Here is a 20,689-nt window from a genome sequence, read left to right on the forward strand (position 1 = left end):
GACGCGTGGATGTCGTTCTCATCACGTCTGGTCGCTCGGGCGGGGATCAGCGGGAGGAGGGGAAGAGACGGCGGGAGAGGCCTGAGGACTTCTCGGCCGTCTCGTGCACCACGAAGGGCACGGCGGAATCGGCGGAGACGACCCGCCTCGCCGCGGCGAGTTCGAGCGTCTCGCGGGAGAGGCCCTCGATGTCGACGGTGACCGCGAGGCCGGAGTCGGCCAGGCGGGTGGCGATCTGCACCTGGTGGTCGTCGACGTGCTCGCCGAACGAGGCGCGGCGCGGGACCAGGATCGGCACCCGGCCCTGCTCGATGGCACTGAGCGCGGTGCCCACTCCCCCGTGCGCGATGACGACGTCGGCCGCCTTCATCGCGGCGTTGAGCTCGTCGTGCGGCACGGAGTGGCGGCCGTCGATCCCGAGCCCGGAGACGTCGTTCGCTCCGGTCTGCCAGAGCACCTCCACGCCCTCGAGCAGCGGCGCGAGCGCGGCGAAGAAGCGGGGGAACGGGTAGCCGTCCTGCGTGCCGACCGAGACCACGGCGCGGCGGATCGGCTGCGGGACGACGTCCTCGACGCGGTAGGTGTCGAAGATCGAGCCGCCGAAGCTCCAGCGGTCGTCGGCCCAGGAGCGGTACTGGGTGTAGGTCGAGACGGCGGGGACCCGGGCGAGGATCCGACCGGTCATCGACGGGCCGAGCACGCGGGCGGCGCTCTCGATGTAGTGCGCGGGGATGCCGCGCGAGGCCGCGAGCGGCAGGAAGGAGAGGGCGGGGCTGGCGCCGGTGCTGAAGACGGCGTCGAAGGACCCGCGGGCCAGCAGGGAGCGGCCGATCATCGCGTTGCGGAGCACCGGCACCACGGCGCGGGGCGGCGGATCGGCGAGGTGGGTCACGCGCCGGTCGGCGAGGAGGGTGCGGCTGAGGGCGCTGTCGACGGTCGCCCAGTGCTGCTCCTCCGGGTCGACTCCGAGGAGCCCCGAGAGCGCGAACATCTCCTTGAGATGCCCGCCGCCGGAGCAGACGAAGAGATACGAAGCCATACGCGCCTTCACTGGTGATGATCGAGATAACAGGCGTGTGGATGATCGATCGTCCGCCGAGAACGACCCCCCGGTCCCTGGTGCAGAAGTCGCCCGATCATAGCAGGGAGGGTCTCCGAGGGGCACTTCCCTGAGAGAACTGTTCACCTCGCCGGAAAGCGATAGGGGCTCATTCGACAGGCGATATCCGCTCACTTCTCCGGAGGGTGGAGAGCGATATCCGCTCGACTCGGGGATGACCGGGAACGTCGCTCGGCACCCCGATAGCGGACCGGCCGATTCCCGTCGATCACCTGCACCGCACGGGCCGCGCGCGTAGCGTCGGACCACCGGCGCAGAGGCCGGTCGACCCAGGAGGAGCGCCATGAGCGACAACGAGCAGAACAGCCCCGTGATGGACGGAGCCGAGGACGCCAGCAACGACGAGAAGCTCGGCGGCCTGATCGACCAGGTCGAGCACGACCACGGAGCCGAGGGCGCCGGCGCGATGGCCGACGCGCTCCGCGACCGCGCCGACGAGACCGACACCGAGATCACCGAGGAGTCGGACGCGTCCGGCCCGGTCGAGGACAGCGGCACCGCCCAGGTCTGAGCGACGGGGCCCGGAGGACGACTCCGGGCCCCGCTCCCTGATCGCTGGGGAGAGCGGTGGGCCCTCCGGATCGCTCGTCAGAGCGGCCCGGCGAGCGCCGCCCGATGTGCACCGGAGCGGCTCGGTGAGCGCCGCCCCACCCCCAAAGCCCTGTTTGACGGTGCGGGAGCCGCCGGTCACCATGGCCGCATGTCCTCTCTCGACGAGCTGCGCGCCACCGCGCATCCGATCCGCCTCCGCCTGCTGTCCCTGGTGACGGGAGCGGCGATGAGCGCCGCGGAGGCCGCCCGCGAGCTGCAGCTGTCGCAGGCGACGGCGAGCTACCACTTCCGCGTGCTGGAGCGCGCCGGGCTCGTGGCCGTCGTCGAGACCGTGCGCCTGCGGGGCGGCGAGGCGAAGAGGTACCGGCACGAGGCCTCCGGAAGGCCCTTCGACGTGACCGCGTCCGTGGACGCAGGGCCGGAGGAGGAGCGGGACCTGCACCTCGAGGCCCTGATCGAGGAGCTCCGGCGGCGCTCGTCGAGCCGGGCGGACGGTCCTCAGCTCTCGACGGACGCGGAGCTCTGGGTCGACCCCGAGGTCTGGCGGCGGGTCGTGCGGCACGTCGGGGAGGCGTCCGCGCTGCTGCACGCGGCGGCCCGGCCGCCGAGGACCCCCGGGACCGCGCCGGTGTCGATGACGACCGCGATGTTCCCGCTCCGCCGGCCGTGACCCGCGACGGGCGCGGGCCGCTGGCGCACGGTCCTCTTGCGCACGGCCCCTTCCGCTGGCTCCTCGCCGCCCGCACGACCGGCGTCCTCGGCAACGCCGTCGCTCCGATCGCCCTGGCCTTCGCCGTGCTGGACCTGACGGGCTCGCCGACGGACCTCGGACTCGTCGTCGCCGCGCGCTCCCTCGCCAACGTCGCCGTCCTGCTGCTCGGCGGCGTCCTCGCCGACCGGCTCCCCCGCTCCGTGATCCTCGTCGGCACCTCGCTCGCGGCAGCAGCCACTCAGGCCGCGGTCGCCGTGACGGTGATCACGGGGACGGCGACCGTCGCGGCCCTGGTCGTGCTCAGCGTGCTCAACGGCGCCGTCGCGGCGATGAGCCTGCCCGCCGCGGCCGCCCTCGTCCCCGAGACGGTGCCGGTCGGCGAGCTCCGCCCGGCCAACGCCCTGCTCCGCCTGGGCCTGAACGCCGGGAGCATCGTCGGCGCCTCGGGCGGAGCCGCGCTCGTCGCACTGGTGGGTCCCGGGTGGGGGCTGGCGGTCGACGCCGCTGGCTTCGCCCTGGCCGCGGTCCTCTACTCCCGTGTGCGGCTGCCGCGGACGGTCCGCTCGGGCCCGGGCGCCTCCGTCCTCGCCGACCTCCGCGAGGGATGGCGGGAGTTCACGAGCCGGCGCTGGGTGTGGATCGTCGTGGCGCAGTTCACCGCCGTCAACGCCGCGTTCGTCGGCGCGACCACGGTCCTCGGCCCGGTCGTCGCCGACCGGTCCTTCGGCCGAGCGGCATGGGGACTCGTGATCGCCGCGCAGACCGTCGGCCTGGTGATCGGGGCCGTGATCGCGCTGCGCTGGCGGCCCCGCCGGGCGCTGGGGGCGGGCGTCGCCCTCATGGCGGTGACGGCCGTCCCGGTCGCCGCCCTCGGGATCCTCCCGGCGCTCCCCGCCCTCCTCCTCGCCTTCGCCCTCGGCGGAGTCGCGCTCGAGATCTTCGCCATCGCCTGGGACCAGACGCTGCAGACCCACGTCCCCCGCGAGGCGCTCGCCCGGGTCTACTCCTACGACATGGTCGGCTCCTTCCTCGCCGTGCCGCTCGGGGAGGCGCTCGTGGGCCCGCTCGCCGACCTCGTCGGGCTCGACCGCACCCTGCTCGGCTGCGCCGCGCTCGTCCTCGTCGCCTCGCTCCTCGCGGCCTCCAGCAGGAGCGTCCGCGGGGTGGGCACGGACCGTCCGCGGCCGCAGACGCTCTAGCGCGTCACGGGAGGCGCGGGTGCGCAGGAAGGGGCGCACCACCCGGAGCCCGGGGGAAAGCAGCTCCAGGACGCCGTCCCAGGTGGCGGGGACGTCGGGGAAGCCGTGCACGAGCACGAGCGGAGTGCCGTCCTCCGGTCCCTCGTCGAGGTAGTGGACGTCGGTGAAGCGCGTGGACAGGACGCGCGCACCCGTCCCCTCCCGCTCCGGCCCGTCCGAACGGGAGTGCCGCGGCCCGCTCACGGGCGGTAGAGGGAGTCGACGGGGACCTCGCGGCTCGAGCCGTCCCGGGTGGTGATCGTGACCGTGCCGGCGGGCCCGGCGGCGAGACCGTCGGACGAGGGCCACCAGGCGGTCCAGGAGCCGCCCTCGAGGGTCGCGACGACCGGCTCGACGCCGGCCTCGTTCAGCACCACCGATTCCACGTCCGCGCCCGCGAAGCCGACCGCGTAGATCAGAGCGGCGTCCCCCTCTCCGAAGGTGCCGGCCGAGCTGAGCTGGACGGCGTCCGCGGCGAGGGGGCCGGCCGGTGCGGCGTCCGCCACCTCCCACATCCCCGCGCCGTTCCCGGCGCTGAGGCAGTAGTAGAGGGAGTCGTCGAAGCGGTAGATCATCGAGGCGGCGTCGCCGCGCGCGTCGAGGTGCGAGACCTCCGCCGGCCCGGCCTCGCCGTTGGGGCTCTGCAGGTTCGTCGCACACCACTGCGTCGCCGACTGCCCGAGCTCGGAGCTCGGCAGGAGGCGCTCGGGGATCGCGGTCCAGGAGGCGAGCACCGCGCGGTTCAGCCCGACGGAGCCGGTGCCGGGGATGAGACCCGGGACCACGACGATCACCGCGGCTGCGGCTGCGGCGGCCAGGAGCACGGTCGCCGCGCCGGCGACGGCCCAGTCGCGGGGGCGGAAGAAACGGGGAGCGGCCGCGTCCTCGCTGACCAGGATCTCGCCGAGGAGCGCGTCCCGACGTGCGGCCTCGGCAGCGGAGAGAGGGGTGCGGGGCTCGGCGTCGTGCGCGCGGAGCAGGTCGAGGAGCTGGTCGGTCATGAGAGGGTCCGTTCTGCCGTGCCGGAGAGGAGCGTGGAGTCGAGGGGGGCGAGCAGCGCCGCCAGCCGCCGCTTCGCGCGGGTGAGCCGCATCGCGTAGGCGGCCCGGGAGCAGCCGAGCACCTGCGCCGCCTCGGCCTGCGGGAGGTCCTCCCACACGTGGAGGGCCAGAGCCTCCTGCTCGGCGAGGGGCAGCCGCTTCCACGCGCTCTCCAGGTCGAGGCGGTCGCCGACCGACGGGTCGGCCTGCTCCTCCGGGGCGAGGGTCCCGATCCGCACGGCCAGCGCCTGCCGGCGGTTCTCGCCGCGGGCGGCGTTGAGGATCGCGTGCCGGGCGGTGCCGAACAGCCAGGGCCGCACGTTCTCCGGCAGGTCCTGCCGGCGACGCCAGGCGGCGAGGAAGGTCTCGCCGACGATGTCGTCGACCGTCGCGGCGGGAGCGCGGCGGCGGACGAAGCGGAGCAGGTCGTCGAAGTGGGCGCGGTACAGCTCGGAGAAGTCGTCTCGGGAGCGGATGCTCATGGTTCCCCTTTCGCGGAGTCACAGGTACATGTCCGGCTGCGGCGGCGATGCAACATCCGTGTCGGCGGGAGTCCCGCTGGGGCGGTGGCCGCGGCGTCCTGCGCGGCGCTCCGTGTCCGGGCAGGATCCACCGCGCGGGGGAGGTCCTGCGAGCGGCAGGCGGCGATCCGCATCGACCGCACGCCGGAGAGGAGGGGCCCTCGGCGGGTGGCGGGCTGTCGGAGGGAGCAGCGGACGCGCGGTCATCCCCGAGGCGCACCGGACGCGACTCCCGGACGACGCACCGGACTCCTCCGGCCCGGGACTCTGGCAGAACGCCGCCGAGCCTCTGCTCCCGGCGCCCGTCCCGCCCAAGGAGACCTTCGTGAACCGCGCCCTCGCCCTCGCCGCCGCCTCAGCCCTCGTCGTCGCCGACGTCGTCGCCGCCGACCAGCGCGCCGCTGACGCCCGATGACCGGCTCCGGGAAGCCGGCCGGCGATCAGGCTCCGCTCCGCCTCGCGCTCGTGCACGTCGACTTCTGGTCGGCCGTGAAGCTCTCGTTCCTGCTCGGCCTCGCGATCGCGCTGCTCGGCCTCGTCGCCGTCCTGGTCGCCCATCCGCTGCTCGTGCACTCGGACCTCTTCACCCAGGCCGACACGCTCCTCGGGCAGGTCGTCGGCGATCAGGTCCACCTCGCCGCGATCCTCTCGCTGCCGAACGTGCTGGGCTTCGCGCTCGTCGGAGCCGTGCTGAACACCGTCGTCGCCACCGCCCTCGGCGGGGTGGGGGCGCTGATCTTCGGATCCGCCGCCGCCCTTGCGGGCGGGCTCCCGGTCGGCCTCGCCCGGCAGTGAGGGGCTCCGCTCCGACTAGGCCGCGAGCCCTCCCTCGGGAACCGGGGACGGACGGTCGTCACCGAGGAGCGGCGCCTGCTCGGGCTCGGCGGCGACGCCCATGTCGCGCCCGGACGCGGGGGTGAGGAGCTCGCGCAGCCAGAGGCGGTTCACGGCGTGCAGACGGGGACGATCGAATCGGTACTCCAGCACCGCGTTCGGCTGCACGAGGATCGCGTGCGAGCGCGGCTCCGACTCCTGCAGCGTCCTCCAGGTCAAGCGGAACGGCTGTCCCTGCTCCATCCGCGCGCGCACGGCGATCCGCACGTGCGCGAGCGTCCGGTCCTCGAACTCGATCCGGCGCCGCCAGGCGCCGAAGATCAGCACTCCCACGGGGGCTCTCCTCATCGTGTCGGTCGAGCAGCCCGCAGAACGGCGGGGGCGGCGGGCGCGAGGCTCGCAGGGCCGGACCGCCATCGGACGGTCCGGTCGTGGGGACCGGAGTAGAGGTGGGTCCGAGGCTGGTCCCTTCCCGGAGGTGTGCGGACGGAGTGCGCTCCCGCGTCAGTCGGCGAAGATCGCGCCGACCGGCTCGCGCTTCTCGGCCTGGAAGCGGTCCTCGGCGCGGCCGAGAGCCCAGTAGGCCGAGAGCGAGAGCGCCCGGCGCTCCACGCCCCACTCGTCCTGCAGGAGGGCGCGCAGCTGCTTCATCGCGGTGCGCTCGCCGTGCGCGAAGACCTCGAGCACGCCCTCGGGCCTCGGCTCGGCCCGGACGGCCGCGACCAGCGCCCGGCCGGCCTCGAGACCGCCGCGGTGCAGCCAGCGCACCTCCACTCCGGCCGGAGCGGGAAGATCGAGCTCGTCGGCGGCCGAGTCGACCTCGATCAGGACCAGGCCGCGCGCGTGCGCGGACATCCCCTCGAGGGCGGAGGCGATCGCCGGCAGAGCGGAGTCGTCGCCGAGCAGCAGGTGCACGGCCTCGGGATCGGCGCTCGGCGACCAGGCGCCGCCGGGCGCGGAGAGGGCGATCCGGTCGCCGGGAGCCGCGGCGAGCGCCCACGGTCCCGCCACCCCTTCGTCGCCGTGCACGACGAAGTCGACGGCGATCGAGCGCCGCTCGAGGTCGACCGAGCGGACGGTGTAGGTGCGGCGCACGGGCAGCTGCTCGGGGGCGACGCTCGCCCGGAGCGCGTCGAGGTCGAAGGGCGGCTGGAGGTCGGAGCCGCGCGGCGGGAGCAGGAGCTTCACGTAGCGGTCGGTCGCGGCGAGGCGCTCGGGGTCGGACTCGGCGAGGAACGCGTCGAGCCCGTCGCCGCCGAGGTGCACGCGGACGAGGTGGCCGGTGAGGCGCTCGGTCCGCAGCACGGTGAGCACGTGCTGGCTGCGGGCACGGCGCGGGCGGTCGGGGGACGGGGCGGCGTCGGTCATCCGCCCAGCATGCCCGGTCGTGCTCGGTGCGGGCCGAGTGCGGGCCGCTCGCGGGCGGGTGGGCGCCGAGGAGTCACGAACGGTCGCTTCGGGAGGACGGAAGGAGCCGTTCGTGACGCATCGGAGCAGGCCGATGCGAGGCCGGGACGTCGCGGCGGCGCCGAGCGCGAGGCGGCGGCGCGGGCGCGCGTACGGACGAACGGGCGCCGAGGGGTCACGAACGGTCGCTTCGGGAGGACGGAAGGAGCCGTTCGTGACGCATCGGAGCAGGCCGGGACGTCGCGGCGGCGCCGAGCGCGAGGCGGCGGCGCGGGCGCGCGTGCGGACGAGCGGGCGTCGAGGGGTCACGAACGGTTGCTTCCGACGGGTGGAGGGGACCGTTCTCGACGCATCGGAGCGGGCCGGGGGCACGGCCGGGACATCCGGCGCCCAGCGCGAGGCGGCGGCGCGAGCGCGCGTGCGGACGAGCGGGCGTCGAAGGGTCACGAACGGTCGCTTCGGGAGGACGGAAGGAGCCGTTCGTGACGCATCGGAGCAGGCCGGGGGCACGGATGGGGCATCGCGGCGGGGATCCGCGCGAGGCGGCGGCGCGCGCGGGCGCTGATCCGTCGCTCACGGCCCGCGGAGGAGCGCAGGACGGGCCGTCCGCGACGGATCGGAGCGGGCCGGGCGCGCCTGGGCGCCGCATGCGGAGCGAGCGCGGGCCTGCCGGAGGGCGCCGGGCGTCGATCCGTCACGAACGGCCCGTGCGGGGGGACGGAACGGGCCGTCAGCGACGGATCGGAGCGGGCGGCCGGAGGCCGGGCCGACGGAGCGGAGCGGACAGCAGCGCGCGTGGGCGGGGGCGGGCGGCGCCGCGCCCGGTCAGCGACGGCTGGGAGCGAGCGGCCGGAGGCCCGGGCCGACGGAGCGGAGCGGACAGCAGCGCACGTCGGCGGGGCGGGCGGCGCCGCGGCCGACGGCCCGGCGGACGGCCGGTGGCGCGAGGTGCGCTCGCGCGGGGCGCGGCGGCGGGGCCGCGCCTACTCTCGCGGGATGACTGCGACGGCTCCGCGACTCCGGCACGACCGACTGGTCGCCCCCGACGTGCTGCGCGGAGTGGCGGTGGCGGCCATGCTCGTCGCGCACGCGATGCCGCTCGTGCCGAGCGCCCGCACGGGGGTCGTCGGGTTCCTGGCGTGGAACGTCAACGATCTCGCGTCGCCGCTGTTCGCGCTGGTGATGGGGATGTCGGCGGCCCTGGTGCTCGCGCGGCCCGGTGCCTCGCCAGGGCGGGTGCTGCTGCGGAACGCGATCCGCAGCGCGGTGCTCGTGGCGCTCGGCGTCTGGCTCGAGACCTGGGGCAGCTGGATCGCGATCGTGCTGCAGTACCTCGGCGTCGTGCTCGTGCTCGGCACGCCGCTGCTCCTCCTCCGCTCCCGGACGATCGCCGCGCTGGCCGCCGCGCTCGCGCTCGCCGCCGGGCCCGCGAACGCCGCGGTCGCCGCCGCCGCATCCGGCTCTCCGCTCGCCCTCTGGCTCTTCACCGGGCCGAGCTACCGCGCGACCAACCTGCTCCCCTTCTTCCTCCTCGGAGCCCTGCTGCTGCGGCACGGCGCGCAGCGCGACCGGCTGCTGCCGGTGCTCGCGGCGGTCGCGGTCGTCGCGTACCCGGTGCGGCCACTGGTCGCGCTCCTGCTCGGCGTGGAGTCGCCCTCCGGCAGCGTCCCGGACACCCTGCACGACCTCGGGCTCGTGCTCCTGGCCTACGTCGCGGTGGTGCTGCTGACCACGTCGCGCTCCACCGCTGTCCAGCGGCTGCTGGTGCCGCTCCGGGCGATCGGCACGCTCGCGCTCTCGGTCTACGTGCTGCAGGTGGCTCTCGTCGCGGCGCTCGCGCGGGCGGGCCTCGGCTACTCCGCCGACACTCCGCTCGCCGCTCTCGCCCTCGTGCTCGGTTTGTGCACGGCCGCCGTGCTGTGGTGGCGGTTCCTCGGTGCCGGCCCCGTCGAGCGGCTGACGGCGCGGCTCACCGGGCTCGTGCCGCGCTGAGCCCCCGGCGGCCCGGACGAAGCCCGCTGCGGCCCGCGGCGAGCTCGCCTGAGCTCGCGTCGGGCCGCGGCGACCTCGGCTGAGCCCCCGACGCCTGACGGCCCGTACACGAGCGCAGGCCGCCGGGCGTCCCCTCCCTCAGCGCGCGAGCGCCGACGCCTCCTTCGCGAGGGCCGGGCCGTGCGCCGCGAGCACCAGGTCCCGAACCGCGGTGGCCGGGAGCGACGCGGCTCCGGCCGGCAGCAGGTCCGCGTCCGAGGCCAGCACGAGCGGAGTGTCCGCCGACGAGGACGGCAGCCTCCCGTGCGTGCCGCGCACGAGCGACGCGTCCAGGGGCACCAGGTTCATCGCGTAGCGCAGCCCCAGGGCCTTCTTGGCCAGGTTGCCCGCCGCCTTCGCCTTCACCAGCGGGTCGGCCGGATCGAAGAAGAGCTCGGCCGGGTCGTAGCCGGGCTTGCGGTGGATGTCGACGCCGCGGGCGAAGTCGGGCGCGCGGTCGTCGTCGAGCCAGTAGTAGTAGGTGAACCACGCCCCCGGCCGGGCGACCACGACGAACTCGCCCGAGCGCTCGTGGTCGAGGCCGTAGCGGGCCTGCGCCTCCCGGTCGAGCACCTCGTCGACGCCGTCGAGCCCCTCGAGGATCGAGCGCACCCGCGGCAGGTCCGCCGCGTCCTGCACGTAGACGTGCGCGACCTGGTGGTCGGCGACGGCGAACGCGCGCGACGTCCACGGGTCCAGCTGCTCCCGGCCGTCCTGCACGTAGACCTCGAGCAGGCCCTCGCGGCGGAGCGCCCGGTTCACGTCGACCGGGGTGTCGGCGTCGGCGATCCCGTACTCGGCGACCACGATCACCGACGCGCCCAGCGCCTCCGCGTCGTCGAGCAGCGGAGCGAGCACCACGTCGAGCTCCGACGCGGCCCGGCGCGCCTCGGGCGAGTCCGGTCCGAAGCGCTGGAGGTCGTAGTCGAGGTGCGGCAGGTACGCCGTGGTCAGCTCGGGCGGGCCGGAGCCGTCGCCCGCCAGCACGTGCCGGGTCGCGTCGACCATCCACTGGGTCGAGCGGAGCGACGCGGTCGGCCCCCAGTACTGGAACAGCGGGAAGGCGCCGAAGCGCGAGACCAGCTCGTCGTGCAGCGCCGGCGGGCGCACGTACGCGTCCGGCGACTTGCGGCCGTCGGCGTGGTAGATCGGGCGCGGAGTGACGGTGACGTCGGTCGACGCCCCCATCGCGTACCACCAGCCGATGTTGGCCGCGCGGTACGGCTCCCCGCTCAGCCGGCGTGCGGTCTCCCAGACCTTCTCCCCCGTGACCAGGCGGTTGTGCTGGCGCCACAGGTGCACCTCGCCGAGGTCGCGGAAGTACCAGCCGTTGCCGACGATCCCGTGCTGCGCGGGCATCGTGCCGGTGAGCATGGTCGACTGCACGCTGCAGGTGACCGCGGGCAGGACCGTGTCCAGCGGCAGGCGCCCGCCCCCGCGGGCCAGCCGCGAGAGGCGGGGCATGTCGGCGAGCGCCGTCGAGGTCAGCCCGACCACGTCGAGCAGCAGCACGGGCCTCACAGCGCCGCCGCCTGCGGGAGGAGGGGCGCCAGCAGCGCCTCTCGGGAGGCGGGCGTGAGCAGGTGCGCGGCCGCCCAGGCGAGCTCGGCGCCGATGCCCGTCGAGAGGTCGCTCGGGGCGTCGGCGAGCACCGACCAGGTGTAGGTCTCGACGTCGAGGTGGATCTCGTCGTACGGCCAGGCGGCGTCGACCGCCGAGACCGCCTCCGCCAGGACGGCCGTGGTGGCCGAGAGCGGCGCCTCCGGCCGGTGGTGCAGCGGCACGTGGAAGTGCACGCGCCACGGGCCGGTGCCGGGGAGCGTGTCCAGCGCCTCGGGCAGATCGTCGACGCGGAGCACCCCGTCGATCCCGTTCTCGCGGGTCTGGTGCAGGTAGCGCTTCTCGACGAACGGGGTGAGCGCGGCGCGGCCCGAGGGGTCCTCCAGGTGGAGCGCGGCCGAGGCCTGCACCTTGACCACGCGCAGGCCCGCGTCGCGGATGCGGCGGACGGCCGAGACCGGGTCGGCGAAGGAGACGGCGAGGTGGCAGGTGTCGAGGCACACGCCCACGTACGCCGGGTCGACCACTCCGATGCGCGGGTGCAGCCAGTCGACGACGTCGTCCACGGTGTCGAGGATGCAGCCGGGCTCGGGCTCGATCGCCAGGCGGATCGCGTGGCCGGTGGAGCGGCGCAGGTCGCGCAGCTCCTCGACGAGCCGGGCGAGGTTGCGGCAGGCGGCCTCGTCCTGCTCCCGTCCCCAGCCCTCGCGCCAGCCCAGCGGCAGCGTCGAGATGCTGCCGTCGGCGCCGGCGGGCAGCAGGTCGGCCAGGATCCGCGCGCAGTCGATCGTGTACTGCAGGCGCTCCGGCGTGGTCCAGTCGGGGCGGTAGACGTCGAGCTTCACGACCTCGGCGTGGAACGCGGCGTACGGGAACGCGTTGAGCGTGCGCACCTCCAGGCCGTTGCGCTGCAGGGCCGCGCGGAGGACGGCGCGGTCCTCGGCGCTGGCGACCAGGCGGGCCGCGAGGTCACGCGGGATCCACAGGCCGACTCCGACCAGGGCGAGCCCGGCGGCCACGCGCGCGGGTCCGGCGTAGACGTCGAGCTGGCGGACGACTCCGGCCAGGTCCTCGGCGGGATGGACGTTGGTGCAGTAGGAGAGGTGCATCACACGACCTCCGCCACGCGCGGCGCGCCCCGGAGCACGGAGTTGCCCTCGAAGGTGCGGCCGGCCGACTCCTGCACGTCGAAGCCCGCGACGGGCGAGAGGTCCAGGCGTCCGCTCTGCCCGTAGAACTCGACCGGGTTCTGCCAGAGCAGCCGGTCCACGTCGCCCGCGCTGAAGCCGGCGACGAGGAGGAGGCGGCCGGTCTTCGCGGTCGTGAGCGGGTCGGAGCGGCCCCAGTCGGCGGCGGAGTTGACCAGCACGCGGTCCAGCCCGATCCGCTCGACCAGCGTCACCAGGCGCGTCTCGTCCATCTTCGTGTCGGGGTAGATGGAGAATCCCATCCAGCAGCCGGAGTCGCGGACCGCGTCGACGGTGACCTCGTTGAGGTGGTCGACGAGGACCCGCCCGGGCTCGAGCCCCGAGTCGGCGACGACCTCGAGGGTGCGGCGGGTGCCCGACTCCTTGTCGCGGTGCGGGGTGTGCACCATCGCGGGGAGGCCGTGCTCGCCGGCGAGCTCGAGCTGCTGGCGGAAGACCTGGTCCTCCTCGGGGGTGAGCGAGTCGTAGCCGGTCTCGCCGACCGCGACGACGCCGTCCTTGGCGAGGTAGCGGTCGAGCTCGGGCAGGACGGCCCGGCAGCGCGGGTCGTTCGCCTCCTTCGGGTTGAGCCCGATGGTGCAGTGGTGGCGGATGCCGAACTGCGCGGCGCGGAAGCGCTCCCAGCCGATCAGGGCGTCGAAGTAGTCCGTGAACGAGCCGACGTTCGTGCGCGGCTGTCCGAGCCAGAAGGAGGGTTCGACGACCGCGCGGACGCCGGCGTCGAACATCGCCTGGTAGTCGTCGGTGGTGCGGGAGGTCATGTGGATGTGCGGGTCGAAGATGCGCATCGTCGCGCCTTTCTCATCGGTGGTGGTGCCCCGCGGTCGGGGCGGCGTTCGGGGGCGGTCAGCTCGGCAGGAGCACCGCCAGATCGTCCGGGAGCGGGCGCCCGGCCGCGCGGCGCTCGTCCGCGAAGCGGCCGGCCATCGCGCGCAGCTCGGCGTCGCTGCGCTCCTCCAGCCCGGCGACCGCTGCGAGCGGGACGCCGAGGAAGACGAGCTTGAGCACCCCGTGCCGCCAGGCGTGCGCGTCGAGGTGGCGGCGGGCGAAGGAGCCCATCGCCGCGGCGACGAGCCGGGTGTCGTTGGCGCGCAGGGCGTCGGCGGTCAGCTCGAGGCCGGCGAGGGTCGTCGCCGGTCCCGGGTCGCCGAGGGCGTTCAGCCCGGCCAGCACTCCGCGGCGCTCGGCGCCGTCCCCGCCCCGGTAGAGGCGGAGGAGGAGAGCGGCCAGGTCGTCGTCGCCGAGCGCCTGCGCGGCGGCCTGCACCAGGGCGGCGCGGGCCGCGTCGTCGTGCGTGCCGTGGACGAGGCCGTGCGGGTCCTCGGCGGGCCGGAGCGGCTCGCGTCCGGCCTCGCGGCCCGCGGCGGGGAAGAAGCGCTCGATCCGCGACGGGCGCTCGAGGACGGCGGAGCGGGCGGCCGCGGTCCACGGGTGCTCGGCGTGCGAGGAGGCGCCGCCGAGCGCCTCCTCCATCGCCGCGAGGCTCGCCACGGCCAGGCGGGGCGCGTCGTGCGAGTGCCGGGGCAGCTCGACGGCGGCGATCCCGCGGTAGCCGATCTCGGCGAGGGTCGCGAAGGCGGCCGCGAGGTCGAGCGATCCGGTGCCGAGCTCGAGGTGCTCGTGCCGCTCCGGGAGCATGTCGTCGACCTGCACGTTCAGCAGCAGGTCCCCGGCGCTGCGGAGGGCTCCGACCACGCCGTCCGGCTCCACCACGACGCAGTGGCCGAGGTCGACCGTCAGCCCGACCGACTCCGGGTCGCCGAGCTCGCGGCGCAGCAGCAGCGCGTCGGCGACCGTCTCCACCAGCATCCCCGGCTCGGGCTCGACGGCCAGCCGCACGCCGTGGCGCTCGGCCGTCGCGACGACGCCGCGCATCCGCTCGACGAGCAGCCGCCAGGCCGCGGCCGCATCCGCGCCCGCTGGCACGACCCCCGACCAGAGGGAGACGGCGTCGGCGCCCAGCAGCGCGGCGATCTCGATCGCGCGCTCGAGGAAGCGGACCCGGGGGCCGGCCTCCTCGTCGACCAGCGTGGGGCGGTGCTTCGCGAACGGGTCGAGCAGGTACCGCGCGCCCGTCTCGACGACCACGCGCAGGCCCAGCTCGTCGAGCCGCGACCGGAGCGCCAGCGTACGCTCGCGCCAGTCGGCTGCGAAGGGATCGAGGTGCGGGTGCCCGAGGGTGAGCGCGACGGCGCGGTACCCCGCGGCGTGGATCACCGTGAGCGCGTCGTCGAGGGTGTGGTCGGCGAAGCCGTTGGTGCCGTAGCCGAGGACGGGTCCGGTGGCGCTCATGTGATGTCCGCCGTCCGCGGGCGGCGGAGCAGGAGGGAGCCGAGCGCGTCGAGCGCGAGCAGCGCCGCCCCCAGCTCGGGACGCTTCAGACCGGCGAGCGCGGCCTGCAGCGGGATCATCCCGGTGATGCCCGCGCGGGTGGCCGTCCGCGCGGCCGCGGCCGTCGGCGTCCGCACGGCCTGCAGCTGCGCGGTGAGCACGAGCAGGAGCCAGCGCCCGAGGCCCGCGGCGACGACCGCGGCGGGGGCGGCCCGGCGCTCGGCCAGAGCGCCGGCCGCGGTGGACAGCGCGATCGCCGCGGTGCCGGCCGAGACCGCTCCCGCCGCGACCGGGGTGGTGCCGTGCACCTCGCCGCGCGAGAGCACGGTGACGCCGAGCGTGTGCGCGGCCACGGCGGCGGAGGCGGGGGCCGCCGCGCGCACGCCGTCGACGCCCGCGCCGAGCAGCACGTCGAGACCGCGGCAGGCCGCCATCACGACCGGGCCCAGCGGAGTCGGCTTCGCGAGAAGGTCGTACGACCAGATCCCGGCCGCGAGCGGCAGCGAGAGCGCGAGCGAGCGCCGCCCGTCCACGACGGCCGCCACGACGATCCCCGCCGCGGTCAGCGCGGCCGCCGTGCCCAGCGCCGCCGAGCGCCGGATGCGCCCCGAGGGGATCGGCCGCTCCGGCCGCTCCCGGGCGTCGAGCTCGGCGTCCGCGTAGTCGTTGAGCGCCATGCCCGCCGAGTAGAGCAGCGCCGAGGACAGTGGGAGCGCGATCGTGCGCGCTCCCACTCCGCGGCCCGCCCACGCTCCGCCCGCGACGGTGTCGCCGATAACGGTCAGCGCGGCCTTCGCGCGGACGAGCTCGAGGTAGTCGCGCAGCTCAGCCATCGCTCCGCGTCCCGCTCGTCACCGGGGTGCGGCGCTCGGCGACGAGCGCGCCGGTGCGGGCGGACCAGGCCACCAGCTCCGCGGTCTGCTCGGCGAAGCCGTGCACGTCGCTGCCCCACGGGTCCTTGAAGAAGAAGCCGAGCTCGCCGACCGGGCCCGAGACGCCGGCCTCGTCCGCGAGCGCCAGCAGGCGGGCGAGGTCGAGGATCAGCGGCGCCGCGAGGGCCGAGTCGTACGCCGACCAGATCGTCTGCACCGTGATCCGCGAGCCGAGGAAGCCCTCCGCGTGCACGTGGTCCCAGGCGGTCTTGACGTCGCCGAGGTCCGGGACGTTGTCGATGTGGAGCGGAGTGACGACGTCGTCGCCGAGGAGGGAGCGGAGTCCGCGGTTCTTCGAGACGAGCTTCGAGCGCACCGCCTCCGGGTCGGCGAGGGTCTGCCCGTCGCCGCCGCCGAGGAGGTTCGCGCCCGCCCACGAGAGCACGCGCATCCCGCGCGCCGTGAACATCGGCGCGAGCACGCTGCGGAGCAGGGTCTCCCCCGTCTTGCCGTCCTGGCCGGCGATCGGGATCCCGGCCTCGGCGGCCCACTCCTCCAGGGCCGGCAGAGCCAGCGCGGTCGAGGGAGTGAAGCAGGCGTAGGCCGCGCCCGCGACGACGGCCGAGAGGGCGGCGATCGAGCTCGGCGGCAGGAGGCGCTCGCCCGGACGCGCCAGGGCGGCGCGCAGAGCGGCGAGGTCGTGGAACTCGGGACGGTCGGCCGGCAGCACCTCGGTCGAGGCGACGTCGATCACGACGACCCGGGCGAGGCCGTGGCGCTCGCGGAAGGCGACGATGTCGGCGGCCCGGCGGTCGATCTCCTCCTGCTGCGACGCGGCGTCGGCGGGGGCGAGGCGGATCTCGGCGTCGGTCGCGTCGATCCGGTCGGCCACCTCGGCGACGACCGAGGTCGGGAACATGCCACCGGCCGCGAGGCCCGTGGCCTTCTCGAGCAGCGGGGTCGGCGAGACGTCGTGGCCGCCGATGACGATGTCGGCGAACCCGGCGAGCGGGACGTCCTCGAAGGCGGGGGTCGCGGTGGCGCAGCCCGAGCTGGGCGCGGCTCCGGCGGCGATGGCGTGCAGGCCCACGGCGGCCGTGGTGGCGACGCTGCCCCGGGCCCCGATCAGCCAGAGGCCGATGCGCCCGCTCGATCGGGGGGCGCCTGTGGTGGTGGTGTCGGACGAGGTCATCGTTCTCTCCTGTCTGGAAGGGCTGGCTGAGCGGCGATCGTCGGGGCGCACCCGGGCGATCGGAGTGGGGAGGGGCCTCGGCCGGGCGCGCGTCGCGCCTCCGGCCGGCCGTGTTGCGCAGGAACCGCACGCAGGGCCCGCCGAGATTGCGCGACCGTGCGTCGACTGGTTTCCTCAGGTGTGCTGTCCCCCGAACCCGTCCTCCGGGCCGAGAGAAGGAGCTGAGCGTGGCCGAGCGCGCGGGTACCGCGACCGGCGACATGCTGAGGCTGTTCGCCGACGGTCGGCCGCGCACCCGCGCCGAGCTGGTCGAGGAGACGGGCCTCGCGCGGACCGCGGTGATGACGCGCCTGGAGCAGTTCTTCGACCTCGGACTGATCGCGCACCTCGACCGCGCTCCGTCGACCGGCGGCCGCCCGTCCGCGCGCCTCGTCTTCGACCCGGCCGTCCGCTCGCTCCTGGCCATCGACCTGGGCGCGGCGCACTCGACCATCGCGCTGACCGACTTCGACGGCCGCATCATCGCCGAGCGCCGCGAGGAGCTCGACATCGCGCAGGGCCCCGTGGCGGTGCTCGGGCACGCGCTCGACGTCTGCGACGGGATCCTCGCCGCGGCCGGCGTCGACCGCTCCGCCCTCGCGGGAATCGGGGTCGGCGTGCCCGGCCCGGTGGAGCACGCGAGCGGCCGCCCGGTGCGCCCGCCGATCATGCCCGGCTGGGACGGCTTCGACATCCCCGCCTTCGTGCGCCGGCGCTACGACACCACGGTGCTCGTCGACAACGACGTGAACCTGCTGGCGCTCGGCGAGCGGGCCTCGCGGTTCCCGCACGCCCTCGATCTGATGTTCGTGAAGGTCGGCACCGGCATCGGCGCGGGCATCGTCTCGTCCGGGCTGCTCCAGCGCGGAGCCCTCGGCTCCGCCGGTGATCTCGGCCACGTCCAGGTGCCGCGCACGGCCCCGGCCGCGGCGGGCGGTCAGGAGGGGGACCTCGAGGCGGTCGCGGGCGGCTCCGCTCTGGCCGCCGGGCTCGCCCGGGCGGGCCGCGACGTGCAGTCGGTGCGCGAGCTGATCGACCTGCTGAAGGCGCGCGATCCCGAGGCCGTGGAGGCGGCGCGGATCGCGGGACTCCAGCTCGGCGAGGTGCTGGCCACCTGCGTGAGCCTGCTGAACCCCTCCGTCATCGTGCTGGGCGGCGCGGTCGCCCTCGCCAGCCCGGAGATCCTGACGGCCGTGCGCTCGGTGATCGACGAGCGCTCCCTCCCCCTCGCGACGCAGCGGCTCGACGTGGTGACCGCCGAGCTGGGCGGCAGCGGGGGCGTGCGCGGTGCCGCGCTGATGCTGCGCGGGCACCTGCTCAGCCCCGCCGTGGTGGACGGCTTCCTCGAGCAGCTGCGCGCCGAGGGGCGGGCGGTCCGCTAGAGCGGCGGCCGCGCGCCCGGAGACGGCGGGCCGCGCCGGCGCGATCCCCCGCGGACCGCGTCGGCCGCACCCGGTCAGGAGCGGACCTCCGCGCGGTCGGCGTCCTCCGGCTGGGCGCCGAGAGCGGCGGCGACGGCGGCGTCGATGCGCGCCTGCTCCCCCGCGGCCCGGCGGCGGCGGCGGACGACGGTCAGCACGATGAGCCCGATGAGCAGGGCGAGGAGGAGCACGGCGCTCCACGGCACGGCCGCGGCCGAGGTCTCGGCGGTGGCGACCGGCACGTCGGGAACGACGACGGCGGAGTCGGCCTGGGAGGCCTGGTCGGCGGTGACGACCGTGCCCGAGAGCGCGGCGCGGGCGGTCGCGACGAAGAGCGGCCAGACTCCGGCGACGGTCACGGTGCGCGAGACGGAGGTTCCGGGGAGGAGCTCGGGCAGCGGCTCCGGGTCGGTCGCGGACACCGGCGCGAGGCCGAAGAGGCCGGCGACGCTGATCTCGGCGCCCGGCGCGATGCGGGTGTTGCCCGCGTTGGTCACGGTGTAGTCGACGGTCGCGGAGCCGGGGGCGAAGGGGTTCCAGCCGCCCTGGTACGAGACGGCGAGGCCGTCGATCGACAGGCGCGGGGCGAGCTCGCCGCCGACGCGGAGGTACATGCGCGAGCCCAGGCGCCGGTCGACCGAGACTCCGGTCTCGCCCTGCACCAGGATCGAGGAGACGACGCCCGCGGCGTAGTCGCCCGGGGTCACGTCGTCGGGGACGACGACCTCGAACGGGACCTGCACGCTCTCGCCGGCGGGCACGGTGACCTCGGGCTCGGGGAACGCGATCCAGCTGCCGAGCTGCGTCGAGGGCTCCGCGGCGGGGAGCAGGTCGAGCTGGCCGGCCTCGGTGATGAAGCCGTCGGAGCCGTAGACGCGGAACGTCTGCTCCTCGTCGTCGTAGTTGGAGACGATCAGGGCGTCGCTGAGGCGTCCGCCGGGATCGAGGGCGTAGGCGTAGTTCGGCCGCTCGCTGCCCTGCTCGGTGTCGGCGGGGCGCACCCCCCAGGTGACCGGCGTGGAGGCGGGATCCGCCTCCTGGGCACCCGCCTGAGCCGAGAGGCCGCCGGCTGCGAGGAGCGTCATCAGCAGCAGGGCGGCGGTGGTGCGGGAGGTGCGTGGCATGAGCGGCATCGATCAGGCTTCCGTTGCAAGGGGGGGATGCCTCCCCGCGGGACGCCGCTCCGGTGCGCGGCACGCCGAGCGGGGCGTACCGGAGTGGCGTCTCGCGGAGAGACGGGGGGAAGGTGGGGCGGCCCGGAGGCCGCCCCACCGGTGCTAGCCGAGCGCGGTGAGCGTCAGCGTCGCGGTGTAGGTGCCGGTTCCGACCGAGAGCGGGAGCTTCAGGTCGAGGTCGGCGCCCAGGACCGAGGATCCGGTCGGGTGCTGCGCCGCGGCGGAGCCGAGGACGCGGGGCGTGGCGAGGCCGTTGCCCGAGTCGAACCCGGAGGGGACGGCAGCGCCGGCGACGGCACCGCCCGTGTTCTCCAGGACCTCGGGGGTCCAGCCGAGGTGCTTGCCCGAGAACGTCTTCTCGCCGGAGCGGAAGTCGCTCAGCTGGCCGGTGACCGACCAGGCCGGGCCGTTGAGGCGGGTGTCGGTCACGCGGACCGGCACGAGCTCACCGGAGGCGGCGAAGTGGTCGCCCTGCTCCTCGGCGACGCCGAGGTTCACCAGGTTGCTGGTGCCCTCGAGCGTCCAGGTCAGCTCGCCCTTGTTGGCCTCGGGGACGATGACGGCCACGGCCTGGTCGCCGGCCGCCGCAGCGCCCGCCGCCGTTCCCGTGAAGGTGCCGTCCACTCCGGCGGCGGTGTTGCCCGCACCGAAGTTGACCGCCGGCGCGTTGTCGGCGAGCGCGATGCGCCCGCCGACCGTCGAGCCCGCGAGCTGGACGTTGCCGGAGTTGCCCGAGAGCGTGAGGTTCCCGCCCACCGTGTTGCCGAGGGCCGAGGCCGAGCCGTCCTCGTTCGCGCCCAGGAGGACGCCGCGCGAGGAGCCGGTGACGGCGAGCGAGCCGCCGACGATGGCGCCCTGCACGTTCACGCCGAAGTCGCTGCCGGCGAAGGTGGCGTCGCCGCCGACGCTGGCGCGGTCGACGTCGACGTAGTTCGCCGCGTCGGTGCTGACCGAGCCGTCGACCGAGAGGTCGCTGAACTCGACGTCGATCCCGCCGGCCTCGACCATGCCGCCGACCGTGAGGTCGCGCAGGTAGAGGAAGCCGTTGCGGCTGCCGTCCGAGAACGACACGACGTCTCCGCCGACGCTGGTGCCGTCGATCGAGATGCCGTACGCGTCGGTGCCGATCACGTCGCCGCCGATGGTCGCCGAGGTGGCGTCCAGCCAGGCGTCGTCGCCGACGATGACGTTGCCGGTGACGGTCACGTTGCCGAGCACGCAGGTCTGGCCCGCGCCGACGTTGAGATCTCCGGTGATCGTCTGGTTCCCGAGCTCGGTGGTGCAGTCCGTCGTCGCCGCGAAGGCGGACGGCGCGGCGACCATCGCGAGGGAGGCGGCCGCGAGGACCGCCGTGGGCGTCTTCCACTTCATGGGGGTTCTCCTCGGTGCGCTCGTGCGCGTCGTGCTGGTGGTGGTGCTGTCGGTGCGGCGCGCGC

The 20,689-nt window shown here is 75.3% G+C and carries 19 protein-coding genes; 6 read left to right on the top strand and 13 right to left on the bottom strand.

Annotated elements, in window-relative coordinates; genetic code table 11:
- Nucleotides 1–46: 46 nt before the first annotated feature.
- Nucleotides 47–1,039: a glycosyltransferase gene (locus C5C50_RS08635; RefSeq protein ID WP_104260670.1), complete on the bottom strand. Its 993-nt coding sequence runs from the start codon at nucleotides 1,037–1,039 to the stop codon at nucleotides 47–49.
- 364 nt (nucleotides 1,040–1,403) lie between these two features.
- On the opposite strand from C5C50_RS08635, the gene C5C50_RS08640 reads away from it, so the two are divergent.
- The 3 genes from C5C50_RS08640 (at nucleotide 1,404) to C5C50_RS08650 (ending at nucleotide 3,583) form a co-directional block, all read left to right on the top strand.
- Nucleotides 1,404–1,631 (top strand): hypothetical protein, encoded by a 228-nt coding sequence (locus C5C50_RS08640; protein WP_104222474.1) that lies wholly within the window; start codon nucleotides 1,404–1,406, stop codon nucleotides 1,629–1,631.
- A 189-nt stretch (nucleotides 1,632–1,820) separates the two neighbouring features.
- Entirely contained in the window at nucleotides 1,821–2,342 is a 522-nt protein-coding gene (locus C5C50_RS08645) for a helix-turn-helix domain-containing protein (RefSeq protein ID WP_104222473.1), read from the top strand.
- Nucleotides 2,339–3,583, top strand: coding sequence for an MFS transporter (locus C5C50_RS08650; protein WP_258067712.1), 1,245 nt, complete (start codon nucleotides 2,339–2,341; stop codon nucleotides 3,581–3,583). The genes C5C50_RS08645 and C5C50_RS08650 overlap by 4 nt, the downstream gene beginning before the upstream one ends.
- Nucleotides 3,584–3,822: 239 nt before the next feature.
- Here the strand turns inward: C5C50_RS08650 and C5C50_RS08655 are convergent, their stop codons facing one another.
- Together C5C50_RS08655 and C5C50_RS08660 are read right to left on the bottom strand one after the other, a co-directional pair.
- The gene (locus C5C50_RS08655; RefSeq protein ID WP_104269485.1) at nucleotides 3,823–4,623 is read right to left on the bottom strand and encodes a hypothetical protein; all 801 of its coding nucleotides are present in this window, start codon (nucleotides 4,621–4,623) and stop codon (nucleotides 3,823–3,825) included.
- Nucleotides 4,620–5,144 carry an RNA polymerase sigma factor gene (locus C5C50_RS08660; protein WP_104263229.1) on the bottom strand — a complete coding sequence of 175 codons (525 nt, stop codon included), beginning with the start codon at nucleotides 5,142–5,144 and terminating at the stop codon, nucleotides 4,620–4,622. The genes C5C50_RS08655 and C5C50_RS08660 overlap by 4 nt, the downstream gene beginning before the upstream one ends.
- 450 nt (nucleotides 5,145–5,594) lie before the next feature.
- Between C5C50_RS08660 and C5C50_RS08665 the strand changes: the two genes are divergently transcribed.
- Nucleotides 5,595–5,978 carry a DUF3566 domain-containing protein gene (locus tag C5C50_RS08665; RefSeq protein WP_104273268.1) on the top strand — a complete coding sequence of 128 codons (384 nt, stop codon included), beginning with the start codon at nucleotides 5,595–5,597 and terminating at the stop codon, nucleotides 5,976–5,978.
- Nucleotides 5,979–5,993: 15 nt separating this feature from the next.
- On the opposite strand, the gene C5C50_RS08670 is transcribed toward C5C50_RS08665, so the two are convergent.
- Together C5C50_RS08670 and C5C50_RS08675 are read right to left on the bottom strand one after the other, a co-directional pair.
- Complete coding sequence (locus C5C50_RS08670; protein WP_104273269.1) at nucleotides 5,994–6,350, bottom strand: hypothetical protein; 357 nt, start codon at nucleotides 6,348–6,350, stop codon at nucleotides 5,994–5,996.
- A gap of 171 nt (nucleotides 6,351–6,521) precedes the next feature.
- Nucleotides 6,522–7,385: a siderophore-interacting protein gene (locus tag C5C50_RS08675; protein WP_104273270.1), complete on the bottom strand. Its 864-nt coding sequence runs from the start codon at nucleotides 7,383–7,385 to the stop codon at nucleotides 6,522–6,524.
- Between the two features lie 1,035 nt (nucleotides 7,386–8,420).
- Between C5C50_RS08675 and C5C50_RS08680 the strand changes: the two genes are divergently transcribed.
- Nucleotides 8,421–9,416, top strand: coding sequence for a DUF418 domain-containing protein (locus tag C5C50_RS08680; protein WP_146085877.1), 996 nt, complete (start codon nucleotides 8,421–8,423; stop codon nucleotides 9,414–9,416).
- Nucleotides 9,417–9,554: 138 nt separating this feature from the next.
- Here the strand turns inward: C5C50_RS08680 and C5C50_RS08685 are convergent, their stop codons facing one another.
- Genes C5C50_RS08685 through C5C50_RS08710 form a run of 6 tightly spaced genes read right to left on the bottom strand, consistent with a single transcriptional unit; the run spans nucleotide 9,555 to nucleotide 16,618 of the window.
- Nucleotides 9,555–10,976 carry an alkaline phosphatase family protein gene (locus C5C50_RS08685; protein ID WP_104273272.1) on the bottom strand — a complete coding sequence of 474 codons (1,422 nt, stop codon included), beginning with the start codon at nucleotides 10,974–10,976 and terminating at the stop codon, nucleotides 9,555–9,557.
- A complete protein-coding gene (eboE, locus tag C5C50_RS08690) occupies nucleotides 10,973–12,124 on the bottom strand; it encodes a metabolite traffic protein EboE (protein ID WP_104222467.1) in 1,152 nt (383 codons plus the stop codon). Before eboE ends, C5C50_RS08685 begins: the two co-directional genes overlap by 4 nt.
- Nucleotides 12,124–13,011, bottom strand: coding sequence for a TatD family hydrolase (locus C5C50_RS08695; RefSeq protein ID WP_104222466.1), 888 nt, complete (start codon nucleotides 13,009–13,011; stop codon nucleotides 12,124–12,126). The genes eboE and C5C50_RS08695 overlap by 1 nt, the downstream gene beginning before the upstream one ends.
- 58 nt (nucleotides 13,012–13,069) lie before the next feature.
- Nucleotides 13,070–14,515 carry an EboA domain-containing protein gene (locus C5C50_RS17280; RefSeq protein ID WP_104222465.1) on the bottom strand — a complete coding sequence of 482 codons (1,446 nt, stop codon included), beginning with the start codon at nucleotides 14,513–14,515 and terminating at the stop codon, nucleotides 13,070–13,072.
- A complete protein-coding gene (locus C5C50_RS08705; protein ID WP_219814090.1) occupies nucleotides 14,512–15,387 on the bottom strand; it encodes an SCO3242 family prenyltransferase in 876 nt (291 codons plus the stop codon). Before C5C50_RS08705 ends, C5C50_RS17280 begins: the two co-directional genes overlap by 4 nt.
- The gene (locus C5C50_RS08710; protein WP_104222464.1) at nucleotides 15,380–16,618 is read right to left on the bottom strand and encodes an inositol-3-phosphate synthase; all 1,239 of its coding nucleotides are present in this window, start codon (nucleotides 16,616–16,618) and stop codon (nucleotides 15,380–15,382) included. The genes C5C50_RS08705 and C5C50_RS08710 overlap by 8 nt, the downstream gene beginning before the upstream one ends.
- A gap of 227 nt (nucleotides 16,619–16,845) precedes the next feature.
- Here C5C50_RS08710 and C5C50_RS08715 point away from each other — a divergent pair, with 227 nt between their 5' ends.
- Nucleotides 16,846–18,039, top strand: a complete 1,194-nt coding sequence (locus tag C5C50_RS08715) for an ROK family protein (RefSeq protein WP_258059432.1) — start codon at nucleotides 16,846–16,848, stop codon at nucleotides 18,037–18,039.
- 74 nt (nucleotides 18,040–18,113) lie between these two features.
- Here C5C50_RS08715 and C5C50_RS16965 read toward each other — a convergent pair whose 3' ends face one another.
- Both C5C50_RS16965 and C5C50_RS08725 read right to left on the bottom strand, forming a co-directional pair.
- Nucleotides 18,114–19,202, bottom strand: coding sequence for a hypothetical protein (locus C5C50_RS16965; protein WP_146085484.1), 1,089 nt, complete (start codon nucleotides 19,200–19,202; stop codon nucleotides 18,114–18,116).
- 153 nt (nucleotides 19,203–19,355) lie between these two features.
- Entirely contained in the window at nucleotides 19,356–20,624 is a 1,269-nt protein-coding gene (locus C5C50_RS08725; RefSeq protein WP_104273273.1) for a hypothetical protein, read from the bottom strand.
- Between the last annotated feature and the right edge of the window lie 65 nt (nucleotides 20,625–20,689).

Source organism: Rathayibacter sp. AY1D9, assembly GCF_002932395.1.
GTDB lineage: Bacteria > Actinomycetota > Actinomycetes > Actinomycetales > Microbacteriaceae > Rathayibacter.